This window comes from Bordetella bronchialis (assembly GCF_001676705.1).
In the GTDB taxonomy this organism is placed as follows: Bacteria; Pseudomonadota; Gammaproteobacteria; order Burkholderiales; family Burkholderiaceae_B; genus Bordetella_C; species Bordetella_C bronchialis.
Window position 1 is genome coordinate 3032514 of the sequence record NZ_CP016170.1, and the last position, 16316, is coordinate 3048829.

Sequence of the window (16316 nt, forward strand, 5' to 3'; positions counted from 1 at the left end):
TCATTCAAACCGCGGAGGTCGCCGCCCCGCCCTGCCGCCCACCCAGGATGGGCGGATGGGTCACGATGGACGTCAGCGCGGGGACGGCCGCCGGCATGTGCGACAGGTCCGGACGCGGACGCGCCAGCGCCGGCACGCCGGCGAATGCCTGCTCCATGGCCCGCGCGGCGGCGAGCAGCGCGTGGTCGCCACGGAAACGGCCCACCACCTGCAAGCCGAAGGGCATGCCCTGGCGATCGCGGCCGCAGGGCAGCGAGATGGCCGGATGGGTCGTGAGCGTGATGACATAGGTCAGCGCCAGCCAGCGGTAGTAATTCTCTTGCCGCTGGCCATTGATGGTCTCGGCGTAAAGCTGCGTCCAGGGAAAAGGCGAGACGGGCGTGGTGGGCGACAGGACCAGGTCGTAATCGGCATAGACGGTCTGGAAACGCTTGACCAGGCGGGTCTGTTCGGCATGGGCCCAGGCGCTGTCCTTCAGGCTCATGGCCGCGCCCATTTCGTAGTTGGCGCGGGTGTTCGGCCCCAGGCTGGCGGGATCGTTTTCATAGGCTTCTCCCATGCCGGCCACGAAGGACTCCGCGCGCAGCACGTCGAAGCAGCGGTGCGCCTGCCCCATATCGAAGTCCACCGCGTCGCAGGCCGCGAACAGATGGCGCATGGCGGCGATTTTTTCGCGGAAGACGGCGCGTATGCCGTCATCGACCGCGCAGATCCCGAAATCCTCGGTATAGGCGACACGCAGGTTTCCCAAGTCGGCCCTGCCGGGCCGCAGGAAGGACAGCGGATCCAGCGGGTAGCTGAGCGGATCGCCCGCATCCATGCCCGCGCTCGCGGCAAGTTGCAGGCAGGCGTCGGCCACGGTACGCCCCATGGGTCCCACCACGGAAATCGGCGTCCAGCCCAGCAACTTGCGCACGCTGGGCACCACGCCCGGGGACGGCCGGAAACCGACGACGCCGCACTTGGCCGCCGGTATCCGCAGCGAGCCGCCGGTATCGGAACCCGTGCACACCGGCAGCATGTCGCAGGCCAGCGCCGCGGCCGAGCCGCCGGACGATCCGCCCGCGTTCAGATTGGGGTTGAAGGGATTGCCCGTGGCGCCCCACACGGTGTTGCGCGAATTCGCGCCGGCGCCCATCTCCGGCACATTGGTCTTGGCGGTAACGATCGCGCCGGCACGCCGCAATCGCGCGACCAGTTCGACATCCTGCCCGGGCACATTGGCCCGGTGGATTTCGGATCCATACGTGGTCAGCAATCCCGCCGTCGGTTCGAGGTCCTTCACGCCCAGCGGCAGCCCGTGCAGCAGGCCGAGCTCCTCGCCGCGCATGACGGCCTGTTCGGCGGCACGGGCCTCCGCGCGGGCCCGCTCGTAGGCCGTTGCCGTGATCGCGTTCACATACGGATTGATGGCGGCGATGCGGTCGATGCAGGCCTCCAGCAGTTCGACCGGCGAGATTTGCCGGGTGCCGATCAAGCGCCGCAGTTCCACGGCATCCAGGGATACGAGAGAAGAATTCGATGGCATGGAAGGTCTCTTGCTGCTTGTCTTTTGCTGCTTGTCTTGCTGCTTGTCTCTTGCGGCCTGGCTCTCGCGCGCGGGGCGGCGGGCAAGGCAGGCCCCGCCCAAGGGCCGCGGTCATTCCACCTTGATGTGGGCGCGCTGGGCGATTTCATGCATCTGCGGCAATTCCTTCGCGATCAGCGCCGAGCCGGCGGCAGCGTCCTGGAAACCCACTTCGAAGCCTTGCGCCTGCAGGCTCTGGCGTGCGTCCGGATCGGCCACGACGGCGGCGAGCGCCGTCTCCAGCCGGCTCTTGACGCCGTCCGGGATGCCGCGCGGCGCGGCCACCATCAGCCAGGTGTCCATGGCGATCTGCGGATAGCCCTGGTCGGCGAAGGTCGGCACATCCGGCAGGAAGCTGGAGCGCCGCGGGCTGGACACCGCGACCGGCTTGACCTTGCCGCTCTTGATCTGCGGCAGCGCGGCGGCGACCGTGTCGACCGAAAATGGAATCTGGCCCCCGATCAGGTCGGCCATCGCCGGCGAGCTGCCCTTGTACGGCACATGGGTCAGCTGGATGCCGGCGGCGGCCGCGAAGGCCTCGCCCACGAAATTGGCGGTGGTGCCGCTGCCGAAGGAACCATAGGGGGTGGCCGGGTGGGCCGGGTCCTTCACATAGGCCAGGAAAGAAGGGATGTCATGCACGGGCACCTTGGGATTGGCCAGCAGGATCAGGCCGGTGCGCGCGACGATGCCCAGGGGCTGGAAGCTCTTGACCGGGTCATAGGGCAGATCGCCGCGCACCGCCGGGTTGATGGTGAAGGTAGTGCCGGAGCTGACCAGCAGCGTGTAGCCGTCCGGCGCGGAGCGCGCCACGTAGGAGGCGCCGATCACGGTGCCCGCGCCGGCGCGGTTCTCGACGATCACGTTCTGGCCCAGCTGTTTCGTCAGGCCCTGGGCCAGCACGCGGCCCGCCACGTCGGTGGCGCCGCCCGGGGGAAACGGGATCACCAGCGTAATGGGACGCGCGGGATAGCTGTCCGCGGCGAGGGCCGGCGCGGCGGCGACGCAGGCGGCTGCAAGGCCGGTGGCGGCGATCAAGGCATGGATTTTCATGATGGATAAGGAAGTGCGAGGGTTCTGGTGGATGGGAGGCCCTGTCGCGAGCCTTTCAAGGATTGGCCGCGCTGGACCTGCCGCGGCTCAGGAACTGGTCGAATTCTTCGGCGGGCACGAACCGGCCGCCCGTGGTCCAGGCCAGATGCGTGGCGCCGGCCATGCGGGATTCCAGGCCGTGCTCGCGCAAGTAACGGGTGCCGGCCGCGCTGCCGCACACGCGCTCGGGGCCGCTGAACCCCGCGGCCGCCGAGGGCTCGATGCGCAGCCCTTCGCTTTCGTACAGGCGGGCCAGGTCGGCGAACAGGCGATCGTCGCTGACCGTGTACACCCCGGACAGCCGTGTGGCCATCGCGCCCAGCGCCAGCTCCGACGCACGCGGCACCGCCAGCCCGTCCGCCTCGGTGCGATTCTCCAGGCCCAGGTCGTAGACCGACGGCAGCGCCGGCAGGCCCGGGATTTCCCCGCCCTGGGCCATCATTCCCACCAGAAAGCATGGCGACTGCACCGGCTCCGCGAAGAAGCAATGGACGTCCGCGCCGAACAGCATCTTCAGGCCATAGGCGATGCCACCGGGCGCCCCGCCCACGCCGCAAGGCAGATAGACGAACAAGGGATGCTCGCGGTCGACCTGGATGCCGGCGGACCGCAGTTGGTCCCGCAGGTGCAGCGCCGCCGCCGCGTAGCCGGCGAACAGGGCCACGGAGCGTTCGTCGTCCACGAAATACGCCAGGGGATCCGCGGCGGCGCTGCCGCGGCCGGCCGCCACCGCGCGTTCGTAGTCGCCGGTATGTTCGATGACCTTGACGCCATGGGCGCGCAGCCGCGCCTTCTTCCAGGGCTTGGCGTCCGCCGACATGTGCACCTCCGCCTGGAAGCCCAATAGCGCGGCGATGATGCCTATGGACATGCCCAGGTTGCCGGTGGAGCCCACGGCGATGCGATGGCGGGCGAAGCGGGCGCGCGCCGCATCGCCGCCCAATGCGCGGTAATCGTCCCGAGCCCCGAGCAGGCCTTCGCGCATGGCCAGGCTTTCGGCGAACTGCAGCACCTCATGGATACCGCCGCGCGCCTTGATGGAGCCGGCCACCGCCAGTCCATGGTCCGCCTTGATATACAAGCTGCCCTGGTTTGGCGCCAGGCCCAGCGCCTGCCGCATGCGTGGCGCCGGCAGCAAGGGCGACTCGATGATGCCACCCGTGGCGGCGGTCTCGGGGGCGAGGTCGGCGAGCAAGGGGGCGAAGCGCTGGAAGCGGGCTTGCGCCTGCGCCACGAGCGCCGGGTCGACAACGGGATCGCCGCCGGGGGCCGCGCGGGACGCCGACGTACGCAACCAAAGCAAGGGCCGCGCGGATCGCAGCGCGGCCAGGGCCTCCGCGCCGGGGCCCGCATCGACGCCCATGGCGGCGGAAGATGGCCGGGTACCGGCGCTCGTCGCGCCGGTCGCGGAAAGGTCGGCAAGGCTGGGCGTCATGGCGGGTCGGGGCGGAATCGTCAAGGCGGTCAAGGCAGTGGAGGCGGTCGAGGAAGCGATCGTTCAGCGCAATGCTAGGAACGCTCTCCCTGTACAACAAGCTCAACGGGTAGAATTCATCGTTGCCGAACCGGCAACGCACTCCGTGGCGGCCAGCCGGGTGTGGGGAATACCCTGACACCCTCCCGCGCCGAATTTCCGCCTCTTACCGCCCCATGCCTGCACCTGCCTGCCGGCGCATTCCATGATGAACACTCCCGCCCTGCAAAGCCCTGCCCTGCGCTACTTCCTGGAAGTCGTCCGCTGCGGATCCGTCACGGACGCCGCCGAACGCCTGGAGGTCGCGCCCTCCGCCGTCAGCCGCCAGATCGCGCGCCTGGAACGGGAGATGGACACGCTGCTGTTCGAACGGCGCGCGCGCGGCATGGTGCCCAACGCGGCGGGCGAGCTGCTGGCCGCGCATGCCAAGCGCGTCCGCCAGGACCTGGACCGCCTGGGCAGCGATATCCTGGCCCTGCGCGGGGTACGCCAGGGGCAGATCCGCCTGGTCGGCACCGAAGGGTATGCCTTCGGTTTCATCCCCGCGCTGATCGCCTCCTTCCGGCGCGAATACACAGGCATCCGCTTCTCGCTGGAGGCCGTGTCGCAGCAGGACATCCCGCGCCGCATCCGCGACGGCGAGGCGGACATCGGCCTGACCTTGAGCCTGACTTCCGAACGCGACATCCGTGTGGAGCTGCGCACGCCCGCCCCCGTCATGGCCGTGCTGGCGCCGGATCATCCCCTGGCCGGCAAACGTACGCTGTCGCTGGCGCAACTGGTCCCCTACCCGCTGGCGCTGCCGGACCGCGCCTCGACCCTGCGCCAATTGCTGGAGATCTCCTGCAGCCGCCAGCAACTGGTCTACGAGCCGGCCTTCACCAGCCGCCACCTGGATGCGCTGATCACCTTCGCGGCGGAATCCGGCGGCGTAACCTTTTGCGGGGAGCTCGCGGTACGCGGCCGCCTCAAGCGCGGCGAGGTCGTATGCGTGCCGCTGCGCGACCGCGAAATGAACGAGCGGCACTTCGAAGTCCAGACCCTAGCCGGCCGCCCGCTGCCGGAGGCCTGCAAGGCCTTCATTGCCCACCTGAAGAAGGTGATATAAGACGGGGCCCGACGGCATCGGCCCCCACCGGCCAAGACAGGGGCCGGCCCCCCCTGGAAGCGCGCCCGGGCGCTGACGCAGCGTTCGGCTCGGCGCCCGGCCGCGCGCCGCTACATTCTGGGCGGCCAGGCGTGCGTCTCGTCCTGGCAGGACCTGCACCAGGCATAGAGCGCGTCGTACATCACCATGCCGTGGTCGAGCATCTCGCGGTCGTCCGCATACAGGTGCGAAAGGCCCAGCGAGATCGCATACAGCCCTCCCGATTGGGGCGTCAGGTCCAGGCGCGAAGTATCCGCGCCCCGGACGATGCCGGCCAGCCGCTGCAAGGCGGGATCGTCGCCCAGGCCGTATTTGCGCAGGAAGGCGTCGAAGCTGCATTGCTCGCCCACGTGGGTGAGCTCCACGCCGGGAATGTCGTAGGGAATCGCGCCGGTCTCCTCGGCGATGCGCAGTACGTCAGGCGGTGCAACGTAAAGGAATTCGGGCGTGTCGTCGACGAAGCGCGCGATCAGCCAGGGGCAGGCGATACGGTCGATCTTGGGATGTTCCCTTGTGATCCATTTCATGATGACCTCCAATGGGTCGAACGCGGCTCAACGATGCAGCAGCGGGTAGGCGATCAGGCCGATCGCCGCGGCGGCAAGCACGATGACCGGCTCCGGCAGCTTGAATCGCATCAGGACCGCGGCCGTTCCCACGGCCAGCAGGCCGGTGGGCAGGTCGACGATCGAACGCTGCGCCAGGACGATGACCGCGCCGGTAATCGCGCCGACGGCGGCCGCGGTAACGCCGTCGACGAAGGCAAGAATGGCGGGCCGTTTGCCATACTTCTTGAAATACGGCGCCGGCAGGATGGTGAAGAGATAGCAAGGCAGGAAGGTGGCGGCCGCGGCGACGCAGGCGCCCGGAAATCCGGCGACTAGGTAGCCGATAAAGCCGACGGTGATCACCACGGGACCCGGCGTGATCATGGCCACGGCCACCGCGTCGACGAACTGCTTGTCGTTGAGCCAATGCAGCTCCGTCACCACGCCGCCGTAGAGAAACGGCACGATGGCCAGCCCCGAGCCGAACACGAAGGCCCCGGCCTTGGCGAAGAACACGCCGATCTGGGCCAGCAGCGGCCAATCGATCATGCCGACGGTGGCGCCGGCCGCGGGCAGGGAAACGGCCGCCATCATGGGCAACCTGCCTTGCCGCAGCCATTTCGGCGGCGCCCGCCATAGCCAGGCCAGCACGCCGGCGGCCAGGAACAGCCAGGCCATCTCCGATTCCGTGATGACGGTCACAACGGCCAGCACGAGATAGACGATCCGGAGCAGCCAGTCCTTGCCGACGCTCTTGGTGGTGAGCCTATAGGCGCTGATCGCGATGATGCCGATGACGGCGGCGCCTACCCCGTAGAACACCGATTGCATCCACGCCAGGCCGCCGTAGCGCACGTAGGCCCATCCCAGCGCGACGACCATCGCGAAGGATGGCAGCACGAAGGCGATGCCGACCATGGTCGCGCCGGCGACCCGGTAATGCACATAGCCCAGATAGATCGCCAATTGCGCGGCCAGCGGACCGGGCGCGAGTTGCGCCAGCGCCAGTCCTTCCTTGTAGTCGGCGTCGCCGATCCACTTGCGCGATTCGACCAGGTCCCGGTGCATATAGCCGGCCAAGGCGACCGGCCCGCCGAAACCCATCGCGCCCAGGCGGAGAAAGTACCGGACGAGCTGCCATAGGGTGTAGCCGGCGCCGTCTTGCGGGGCCGTCTCGCCGGCCCTTGTGGAAGTGGGGTTCATGGGGTGCTCGTCCAAGCGTCGGGTGGGCCGTTCGGGATGCGCCTTTGCCGTTCGCCGCCTAGGGTTTGCGGCCACCGGAGAAGTGCGCATGAAGGGAATCGAGTACCTTGCCGACCTCGGCCAGCAAGGCGTCGTCGTCCTGCAGGCGCTTGCGCGCGCCGGCCAGCATGGCTTCGAAGCCGGCGGCTTCGGGCACGGGCGCCCCGCCGACATCCAGCACGTGGACCAGGGTGGCCAGATGCGCCAGGCCACGGTCTTCGCACAAGCCGAAGCTGGCCAACAGGACCTCGAAAGACACGCGATCTCCCACGTGGGTGAAGGTGGCGCCGTCGAAATCGAAGCCCAGCGCATCGTCCGGGCAGCCGCGCGGGTCATCGAGCCACAGAAAGCGGGCGGCCGGGTCGATGAAGCGCTGTATCAGCCAGGCGCAGGCCACGCGATCCACCCACAGATGTTTGCGCGTCGCCCATTGGCGGCCCTGGTACTGGGTGCGGTCGCGCGGCGGGATGCTTCCCGCCGTGGCATGCGGTTCACCCGGCGACAGGGCCGCCTGTATGGCGCCGGCGAAGTCGCGCCATTGCGCGCCCGCGCGTATGGAGATCTCGTCGGGAAAAAAATCGATGGCCTGGATCGCCTGGTAGGCGCGCGCGTGATGCCGCAACAGGCGGTTGAGCTCGGCCGGCGCCAGGCCGGCCAGCGAGGCCCTGGCTTGCGGAAGCTTCGCGAGCCAGGCCTCGTACTGCGCCGAGCGGTCGAAAAGCGCCTGCAAGGCGGCATGCTCTTCCGCTGTGCGCGGCGTGATGTGCAGCATCCAGGACTGGCCGCCTTCCGCGGCCGTGTGGTCGGCCAGCGCCTGCAACTGTCCCGCCTGGGGCGCGCTGGCGGGCAATAGATAGGCACCGTCGCGCAAGGCCGCGCAGCCCAGTACCTTGACGGCCCGCCAGACGCGCATGCGCGCGGTGGCGCCGCGGGTGGGCAGGCTGACGATAAGAAGGAGCCAGGCGGGATTTTCCATGGCCGCAGCTTAGGTTGCGGTCATGGCGTCTGCAAGCATGTAGACATCGCGACATACACCCGGGCCGCGATATTGGTTGACACATCGCCCGCCAGCGTCCATAGTGGCCCGGAGATCTTCAAGTACCGCGATTTGTACGCCTACTGCGCCTGCGCCCACCGTTCACTTCCTTTCCTTGATTGTCTTGCCCGGAAGGGGGCATGCCTTCAACGTCAGGATGAGCAATATGGAAACCGGCATCGTCAAGTGGTTCAACAGTGAAAAGGGCTTCGGCTTCATCATGCCCGAAGCGGGTGGCAAGGATCTCTTCGCCCACATCTCCAATATCGAGGGCGACGGCCCGAGAGTCCTGGAGGAAAACCAGCGCGTGAGCTATACGTCGGCACCCGGCGCCAAGGGCCCCCAGGCCACCAAGATCCGCGCGATGTAAAGACCAGCCCTCTCCGGAGGGCTTTTTCATTTTCATGCGGGACGTCCCCTGGCGCCCTGCTCATGCTTGTCGCGTATCGCAAGCGGGTCGTCCATGCGACATCCCGGCACCGTCGCTCGCCATGCGCGCGGCGGCAGCGCGCCGCAAGCGCGATCCCGCGCGCACCGCGCGGCCGCTCTCCCTATGGAGGTGCGCCATGCACCTGAACAATACGATCTACAAAGGCTACCGGCTCTCCGCGCTGGTCGACCGCGTGCCGCGCGAAGGCGCCGGCGCGATCCTTTTCAAGGCTTCCATCGTGGTGAGCCTTCCCGGCGAGCCGGTCCTGCCCGACAACACCTACCCCGTTCCCCAGTTCGATAGCGGCGTTTCGGTCAGCAATCCGGCCCAGGCCGTGCACGCGGCCGTGGCCTATGGGCGGCAGGTCGTCGACAGCATGAATCTGGGCGCGCGACGCGGGTAAGCGCCCGCGCGGGCATGCAGGATGCTTGGATCGGATCTCATGCAACGATCCAGGAGCACGCCATGACGCATCCCCAGAACGCCGCCACCGACGGGACTTCCGCCCAGGCCGACGACCAATCGCGCGAAAGCCAGCGCAGCCACGGCGACAGCCAGAACCGGACCAAGAAGGACGGCCACGCCAACCAGCTGGGCACCGGGCAGGACCAGGCCAGCAGCCGGCAACACGGCGCGGGTGCGCGGCGCCCGGGCAAGGAAGGCATGGTCAAGCCCTGAACCCGCGGGGCGTTACGCGGCAAGGCGGGTTTCGTGCGCGAGCACCAGCGCGGCCTCGTCGGCCAAAGCCTTGATCACCGACGGGCGTGCCTCGATCCGGGACTTGTAGGCCATCAGATGTTCCAGGTGGCCGATGTCCACGCCGCTGCGTTCATGCCAGAAGGTGGCCCACACATAAGCGTCCAGCACCGTGAATCGCTCGCCGGTCAGCCATGGACGCCCGTCCTGAAGCATCCGGTCCAGCCGGGCGTAGGCGGCCACCAGCTTGGCTCGCGTCCAGCTGCTGCCTTCCTCCGTAAGCAGTTTGCGCATCAGGGGGATGTGCTTCTGCGCGATCTCGGTCGCGACAAAATTCAGCAGCGCATCGACCCTTACCCGCTCCAGCGTGCCGCGCGCCGGAACGAGCCCGGACCGCGGATGCAGGTCCGCCAGATAGCTGCCGATGACGACCGTCTCGGCAAGCAGCTCCTGCTCGCCCTCGTCGAGCCGCAATACCGGCACATATCCCAACGGATTGACCTGGGCGAAGTCCTCGCCGTTGGAGGTGGACTTGCCGAATACGTCGTAATGCACCAGCTCGGTGTCGTCCATGCCCAACTCGTTGAGAACGATCTGGACGGCAAGCGAGCAGGTGGCCTTGGCGATGTAGAGCTTCATGGTTGGTCCCTTATGGAGTTGGCTCCGGACCGTTCCCTTAACGGTCCGTCATGGTTCGCCACTGTATTGGCACCAACAAATGAGATAAAGCGTCCCTATTGCATAAGAGTGTCGCCATCGCGGCGACAATTGCCCGTCCCCGCCCGGCGTCAGCTTTCCTGAAACTGCTCGGCGAGATGGTTCAGCACCGCCCGGGTCTTGGACGGCATGCGCCGTCCGAGGGGAATCAGCGCATGCACCGGCGGCCCCGGGACATCGGCGGACGGCAGGATATGCACCAGCCGCCCGGCCGCCACGTGCGGCCGCGCAACGCGATCCAGGATCTGCGAAATGCCCAGCCCATTGATGGTGGCTTCCACCAGGGCCTGGCCATCGGCCAATACCATGACGGGCGATGGCGATATCTCGCGCACGATGTCGCCATCCTGCACGGTCCAGGGGCGCAGGCGTCCGTTGGGCCCGCGGAAAATCACCGCTTCATGGGCGCTGAGCCCGGACACGGCCTCGATGGGCGCATGCCGCGACAGATACTCTGGCGCCGCATAAAGTCCCAGCCGCAGATCGCAAAGCTTGCGCACGGTCATCTCGCTGTCCACCGGCAATATGCCGATGCGAACGACGATATCCCAGCCCTCGCCCACCGCGTCCGACATGCGATCGGTCAACGCGACTTCCAGCGTGATTTTCGGATAGCGCCGGCGCAAGGCCACGAAGCTGGGCAATAGCAGACGCCCGAAACCGGCGGGCAGATCGATACGCACCCGTCCTATCGGCTCGTCTCGCCGCGCCGCCAGGGCCTGTTCCGCATCCCGCAGATGGTCCAGCGCCACTTGCGCGGCCTGCAGATAGGTCTCGCCCTCTTCCGTGAGCCGGACCGCGCGCGTCGTGCGCTGGAAGAGCCGGGTTCCCAGGCGCTTTTCCAGGCGCTGCACGGCCTTGCCCACGTTCGACTTGCTGGTGCCCAGGTTTTCGGCCGCCTTGGTGAAGCTGCCTGTCTGTGCCACGGCGGCAAAAGCCGTGATCTCCGGTATCGAGGCGTCCGCCCTTTCGCTCATTGTATCCATCCTGGCGACAAAGAAACTCATTTCGTGGAATTTATCAAAGATTCGGCGAAAGTCATACTGCGCTCCATCGTTCCCGGGCCTGACAGGCCAGCCATGCTGGCCAAGCCTGGGATTCCCACACCGCGGTCGCGATGCACGGCGGCACAAGGGCATGAGGCACAGTCATGTTGACCAGGAAATCAATCAGTTCGGGCGAATACCTGCGGCACTTCGCAACGCTGCCGGATGCGTGGCGCTGGCCGCGCGAGCGCATCCTGCGCTCCCTTGAAGAAACGATGCGGATCCGCCCCGGCAGTGGCGACGTATGGGTGTTCGGCTACGGGTCCCTGATCTGGAATCCGCTGTTGGACTTCCACGCCCGGCAGGCCGCCATCCTGGACGGCTGGCACCGGAGCTTTTGCCTGCGCATGGTGGCTGGCCGCGCCAGCCACGACACCCCCGGACGCATGCTGGCGCTGGAGCCGGGTGGCAGGACCCAGGGTATCGCCCTGCGCATCCACGTCGACAAATTGGCGCGAGAGCTGCCGCTGCTGTGGGAACGCGAGATGGTCTCGGGCGCCTACCTGCCCACGTGGCTGCCGGTCTCCCTGGACGACGGCCGGCAGGTCCACGCGCTGACCTTCATCGCCGACCGGCGGCGCCCGCAATACGAGGCGGATGCCTCCGTCGCCACGACGGCCCCATTGATCGCGTCGGCGCGCGGCGTGTACGGCAGCAACGCCGACTACGTATTCCAGCTTTCCTTCGCGCTGGCGGACCGCGGCTTCACCGACGACTACGTCGAGGCGCTGGCGTGCGAGCTTCGCCGCATCGGATCCGATCCCGAGCACGGCCCGGACAGGGACCGCTCCTAGCAGCCATTTCCCCATCGAGGAGTTTCTTATGCTTATCCGACGCAAACGCCTGTCGCTGACGCTGGGCGCCCTCTTCATCGCGGCCGCCGCGGCCGGCGCCATCCATCATGGCCACGGCATGGTCCCGGCCCGGGCCGCCAGCGCGCCCGCTCCCGCCATCGAGGTCGACGTCGCCCGTGTCGCCAGCGAGCCCATCGTGGAATGGCAAAGCTACACGGGCCGCCTGGAAGCGATAGACAAGGTGGAGATCCGTCCGCTGGCCTCGGGCAGGATAGTCGCCGTGCATTTCCACGACGGCGCGACGGTGCGCAAGGGCGACTTGCTGTTCACCATCGATCCGCAGCCCTATGCCGCCGAGCTGGAACGCGCGCAGGCCCAGGTGGCGGCCGCGGAGGCGCGGGTGGCCTATGCGTCATCCGAGCTGGCGCGCAACCAGCGGCTGCTGGCCGACAATGCCGTCGCTCGCCGGGACTTCGAGGAAAAGCGCAATGCCTCGCTGCAGGCCAATGCGGCGCTGCGCGCGGCCAGGGCGGCGGCGGAAAGCGCCCGTATCAACCTGTCCTATACGCAGGTGACGGCGCCGGTGTCCGGCCGCGTATCGCGCGCCGAACTGACCGTGGGCAACATTGTGCAGGCCGGCGCCAACGCGCCCTTGCTCACGACGGTGGTGTCGCAATCGCCGATCTACGCGTCCTTCGACGTCGACGAACAGACCTATCTGCGCTATTTGCGCCAAGGCGGATCTTCCCGCACGCCGGTGTACCTGGGCCTGGCGGACGAAGACGGCTACTCGCGCCAGGGCCGCATCGACTCTGTAGACAACCAGATGGACAGGCGTTCCGGCACCATCCGCGTCCGCGCCCGCTTCGACAACGCCGCCAACGACCTGCTGCCTGGCTTGTATGCCCGCGTGAAGGTCGGTGCCGGCACGCCCACGCAGGCCGTGCTGCTGAACGAGGCCGCGATCGGCACCGACCAGGCCAGGCGCTTCGTACTGGTGGTCGACGACGACAACCATGTCCGGTACCGCGAAATCGTGCTGGGCAATGAATACGAAGGCATGCGCATCGTCACCGCGGGCCTCGAGCCCGGCGAGCGCGTAATCGTCAATGGCATGCAGCGCGTGCGCCCCGCCGAGACGGTCCAGCCCCGACTGGTGGGCATGACCGACGGCAAGCCCGTGGCGTCCGCCGTGCCAGCCAAGCCGGCCGCCTGATGAACCCCCATGACCGTGGCCCGCTCCCCCGCATGGAGCGGAGCCGCGATCGGAGCCCAACATGAACATCTCGAAATTCTTCATCGACCGGCCCATCTTCGCCGGCGTGCTCTCGGCCATCGTCCTGCTGGCCGGCCTGATCGCCCTGAAGATGCTGCCCACCGGCGAGTATCCCGAAGTCGTCCCGCCATCCGTGATCGTGCGCGCCCAATATCCCGGCGCCAATCCCAAGGTGATCGCCGAGACCGTGGCCGCCCCCATCGAGGAACAGATCAACGGCGTGGAGAACATGCTGTATATGCAGTCGCAGGCCAACAGCGACGGCAATATGACCACCACCGTGACCTTCAAGCTGGGAACGGATCCCGACAAGGCGCAGCAGTTCGTGCAGAACCGCGTGACACAGGCCCTGCCTCGCCTGCCCGAAGATGTGCAGCGCCTGGGTGTCAGCACGGTCAAATCGTCTCCCACCCTGACCATGGGGGTGAGCCTGTTCTCGCCCAACGACCGCTACGACCTGACCTATCTGCGCAACTACGCGCTGATCAACGTCAAGGACCGCCTTGCGCGCATTCCCGGCGTCGGTGAAGTGGTGATGTGGGGCTCGGGCGATTACGCCATGCGGGTCTGGCTGGATCCCACCAAGGTGGCGGCGCAGAACCTGACCGCAACCGATGTGGTCAACGCCATCCGCGAACAGAACGTGCAGGCGGCCGCGGGCACGATAGGCGCTTCGCCGATGCCCGCCAACGTGGCGCTGCAATTCAACGTCAATGCCCAGGGGCGGCTCAAGACCGAAGAGGACTTTCGCGGCATCATCCTGAAAACATCGCCCGATGGCGCCGTCACGCATCTGTCCGACGTGGCCCGGGTGGAACTGGGCGCGGCGGAGTACGCGCTGCGCGCCATGCTGGACGACAAGCCGGCGGTCCAGCTGATCATCTTCCAGCAGCCGGGAGCCAACGCCCTGCGGATTTCCGACGACGTGCGGGCCGCCATGGAGGAGCTCAAGGCCGACATGCCCGAGGGCGTCGACTACGGCGTCAAGTACGACCCGACCCAGTTCGTGCGCGAAAGCATCGATGCGGTGATCCATACCTTGCTCGAAGCGATCGTGCTGGTCGTCATCGTTGTGGTGGTGTTCCTGCAATCCTGGCGTGCCTCGCTGATCCCGCTGCTGGCCGTCCCGGTATCCATCGTCGGGACGTTCTCGCTGCTATTGGCCTTCGGCTTCACCATCAACGCCTTGTCGCTGTTCGGCATGGTGCTGGCGATCGGTATCGTGGTCGACGACGCCATCGTGGTCGTCGAAAACGTCGAACGGAATATCGCCGCCGGGCTCTCGGCACGGGAGGCCACCTACAAGGCCATGCGTGAAGTTTCCGGCCCCATCGTCGCCATCGCGCTGACGCTGGTGGCGGTGTTCGTGCCGCTGGCCTTCATGTCGGGCCTGACGGGACAGTTCTACAAGCAGTTCGCCATGACGATCGCGATTTCGACGGTGATCTCGGCGTTCAACTCGCTGACCCTGTCTCCCGCCCTGTCCGCCATCCTGCTGAAAAGCCATCACGACCCCAAGGACCGGCTGACCCGATTGATCGATCGCGTACTGGGCCGCTTCTTCATGGCATTCAACAAGCTGTTCCATCGCGGCTCGGAAAGCTATGGGCGCGGCGTGGCGGGCGTGATCCACCGCAAGATGGCCATGCTCGCCGTCTATGCCGTGCTGCTGGGCGCCACGGCCCTGCTCGGCCAGGTCGTGCCTGGCGGATTCGTGCCCGCACAGGACAAGGACTACCTGGTCAGCATCGTCCAGCTACCCAACGGCGCCTCCCTGGAGCGCACGGAAGCGGTCGTACGCGAAATGAACCGGATCGCCCTGCGGGTACCGGGCGTGGTCAACGTGCCGTCCTTCCCGGGGCTGTCCGTGAACGGCCTGACCAATTCCTCGTCCAGCGCCCTGGTTTTCTCGGTGCTCAAGCCTTCCAAGGAACGGCCCCCGGAAGAGTCGGCCGAAGCCATCGCCGCCACCCTGAACGCCGAGTTTTCACGTATCAAGGGCGCCGCTATCGCCACCTTCCCGCCGCCGCCCGTATCGGGACTGGGCACGGTGGGCGGCTTCAAGCTGCAGATCCAGGACCGGGGCGCGCTGGGCTACGAAGCCCTGAACGATGCGACGCAGGCCTTCATGAAAGCCGCCGCCCGGGATCCCGCGCTGGGCCCCATGTTCACCAGCTACCAGATCAACGTGCCGCAACTGGATATCGACCTGGACCGCGCCAAGGCGAAGCAGCTGGGCGTCTCGGTGACGGACGTGTTCGACACCATGCAGATCTACCTGGGCTCGCTGTATGTCAATGACTTCAACCGTTTCGGCCGGGTCTACCAGGTTCGCGCGCAGGCCGACGCGCCGTTCCGTGCCTCGCCGGAGGATATCGGCCTGCTGAAGACCCGCAATGCGAACGGCGAGATGGTGCCGCTGTCGTCGCTGCTCAAGGTCAAGCAGGCCTATGGACCCGAAATGGTCGTGCGCTACAACGGTTTCACCGCCGCCGACATCAACGGCGGCCCTGCCCCGGGCTATTCGAGCGGGCAGGCGCAGGCCGCGGTGGAACGCATCGCCGCGCAGACCCTGCCGCGCGGCATCAAGTTCGAGTGGACCGACCTGACCTATCAGCAGATCCTGGCCGGCAACGCCGCGCTCTGGGTATTCCCCATCAGCGTCCTGCTGGTATTCCTGGTGCTGGCCGCGATGTACGAAAGCCTGACGCTGCCCTTGGCGATCATCCTGATCGTTCCCATGAGCATCCTGTCGGCATTGGCGGGCGTGTGGCTGACGCGCGGCGATAACAACATCTTCACCCAGATCGGGCTGATGGTACTGGTCGGCTTGTCGGCCAAGAACGCCATCCTGATCGTCGAGTTCGCCCGCGAACTAGAAATGCAGGGCCGTACCGCCATCCAGGCGGCCATCGAAGCCAGCCGCCTGCGCCTGCGCCCGATCCTGATGACCTCGATCGCCTTCATCATGGGTGTCGTTCCCCTGGTCATGTCCACCGGCGCCGGCGCGGAAATGCGACGCGCGATGGGCATCGCCGTGTTCTTCGGCATGCTGGGCGTCACCTTGTTCGGCCTGTTGCTGACGCCCGTGTTCTATGTGCTGCTGCGCCAGCTGACGGGCAACCGCAAGCTGCACTCGGCGGCGCGCCACGATGCCCCCATCACGGCCGGCGCGGACACGCCGGCGTACACCGTCCCGAAGCAAGGCGCCCAGGCCTGAGCCGGCCGATGCCGACATTACCGGAGCTCGT

General features: G+C 67.2%; 15 protein-coding genes. 7 read left to right on the plus strand and 8 right to left on the minus strand.

Annotated elements, in window-relative coordinates; translation table 11 throughout:
• Positions 1-4: 4 nt before the first annotated feature.
• The 3 genes from BAU06_RS13455 to BAU06_RS13465 all read right to left on the minus strand — a co-directional run bounded on the left by BAU06_RS13455 (position 5) and on the right by BAU06_RS13465 (position 4022).
• A complete protein-coding gene (locus BAU06_RS13455) occupies positions 5-1528 on the minus strand; it encodes an amidase (protein ID WP_066349831.1) in 1524 nt (507 codons plus the stop codon).
• A gap of 111 nt (positions 1529-1639) precedes the next feature.
• Positions 1640-2620: a Bug family tripartite tricarboxylate transporter substrate binding protein gene (locus tag BAU06_RS13460; protein ID WP_066349832.1), complete on the minus strand. Its 981-nt coding sequence runs from the start codon at positions 2618-2620 to the stop codon at positions 1640-1642.
• 55 nt (positions 2621-2675) lie between these two features.
• Entirely contained in the window at positions 2676-4022 is a 1347-nt protein-coding gene (locus BAU06_RS13465) for a D-serine ammonia-lyase (protein WP_066359029.1), read from the minus strand.
• Positions 4023-4341: 319 nt separating this feature from the next.
• Here BAU06_RS13465 and BAU06_RS13470 point away from each other — a divergent pair, with 319 nt between their 5' ends.
• Positions 4342-5241, plus strand: a complete 900-nt coding sequence (locus BAU06_RS13470) for a LysR family transcriptional regulator (protein ID WP_066359031.1) — start codon at positions 4342-4344, stop codon at positions 5239-5241.
• Between the two features lie 110 nt (positions 5242-5351).
• Here the strand turns inward: BAU06_RS13470 and BAU06_RS13475 are convergent, their stop codons facing one another.
• Genes BAU06_RS13475 through BAU06_RS13485 form a run of 3 tightly spaced genes read right to left on the minus strand, consistent with a single transcriptional unit; the run spans position 5352 to position 8046 of the window.
• On the minus strand, positions 5352-5807 hold the full coding sequence (locus BAU06_RS13475; RefSeq protein WP_066349833.1) for a chromate resistance protein ChrB domain-containing protein: 456 nt from the start codon (positions 5805-5807) through the stop codon (positions 5352-5354).
• 27 nt (positions 5808-5834) lie between these two features.
• Positions 5835-7031 carry a chromate transporter gene (locus tag BAU06_RS13480; protein ID WP_066349835.1) on the minus strand — a complete coding sequence of 399 codons (1197 nt, stop codon included), beginning with the start codon at positions 7029-7031 and terminating at the stop codon, positions 5835-5837.
• A gap of 58 nt (positions 7032-7089) precedes the next feature.
• The gene (locus BAU06_RS13485) at positions 7090-8046 is read right to left on the minus strand and encodes a chromate resistance protein ChrB domain-containing protein (RefSeq protein ID WP_066349839.1); all 957 of its coding nucleotides are present in this window, start codon (positions 8044-8046) and stop codon (positions 7090-7092) included.
• A 226-nt stretch (positions 8047-8272) separates the two neighbouring features.
• On the opposite strand from BAU06_RS13485, the gene BAU06_RS13490 reads away from it, so the two are divergent.
• The 3 genes from BAU06_RS13490 (at position 8273) to BAU06_RS13500 (ending at position 9214) form a co-directional block, all read left to right on the plus strand.
• Positions 8273-8476 (plus strand): cold-shock protein, encoded by a 204-nt coding sequence (locus BAU06_RS13490; protein ID WP_066349845.1) that lies wholly within the window; start codon positions 8273-8275, stop codon positions 8474-8476.
• Positions 8477-8672: 196 nt separating this feature from the next.
• Positions 8673-8939 (plus strand): hypothetical protein, encoded by a 267-nt coding sequence (locus tag BAU06_RS13495; protein ID WP_066349848.1) that lies wholly within the window; start codon positions 8673-8675, stop codon positions 8937-8939.
• Between the two features lie 62 nt (positions 8940-9001).
• Complete coding sequence (locus BAU06_RS13500; RefSeq protein WP_066349850.1) at positions 9002-9214, plus strand: hypothetical protein; 213 nt, start codon at positions 9002-9004, stop codon at positions 9212-9214.
• 12 nt (positions 9215-9226) lie between these two features.
• Here BAU06_RS13500 and BAU06_RS13505 read toward each other — a convergent pair whose 3' ends face one another.
• Both BAU06_RS13505 and BAU06_RS13510 read right to left on the minus strand, forming a co-directional pair.
• Positions 9227-9871: a glutathione S-transferase N-terminal domain-containing protein gene (locus BAU06_RS13505; protein WP_066349852.1), complete on the minus strand. Its 645-nt coding sequence runs from the start codon at positions 9869-9871 to the stop codon at positions 9227-9229.
• A gap of 149 nt (positions 9872-10020) precedes the next feature.
• Positions 10021-10926 (minus strand): LysR family transcriptional regulator, encoded by a 906-nt coding sequence (locus tag BAU06_RS13510; protein WP_066349862.1) that lies wholly within the window; start codon positions 10924-10926, stop codon positions 10021-10023.
• 173 nt (positions 10927-11099) lie between these two features.
• Here BAU06_RS13510 and BAU06_RS13515 point away from each other — a divergent pair, with 173 nt between their 5' ends.
• The 3 genes from BAU06_RS13515 (at position 11100) to BAU06_RS13525 (ending at position 16285) form a co-directional block, all read left to right on the plus strand.
• Positions 11100-11789 carry a gamma-glutamylcyclotransferase gene (locus BAU06_RS13515; RefSeq protein WP_066349867.1) on the plus strand — a complete coding sequence of 230 codons (690 nt, stop codon included), beginning with the start codon at positions 11100-11102 and terminating at the stop codon, positions 11787-11789.
• Between the two features lie 28 nt (positions 11790-11817).
• On the plus strand, positions 11818-13005 hold the full coding sequence (locus tag BAU06_RS13520) for an efflux RND transporter periplasmic adaptor subunit (RefSeq protein ID WP_066349868.1): 1188 nt from the start codon (positions 11818-11820) through the stop codon (positions 13003-13005).
• Positions 13006-13066: 61 nt separating this feature from the next.
• Complete coding sequence (locus BAU06_RS13525; RefSeq protein ID WP_066349874.1) at positions 13067-16285, plus strand: efflux RND transporter permease subunit; 3219 nt, start codon at positions 13067-13069, stop codon at positions 16283-16285.
• Positions 16286-16316: the final 31 nt, after the last annotated feature.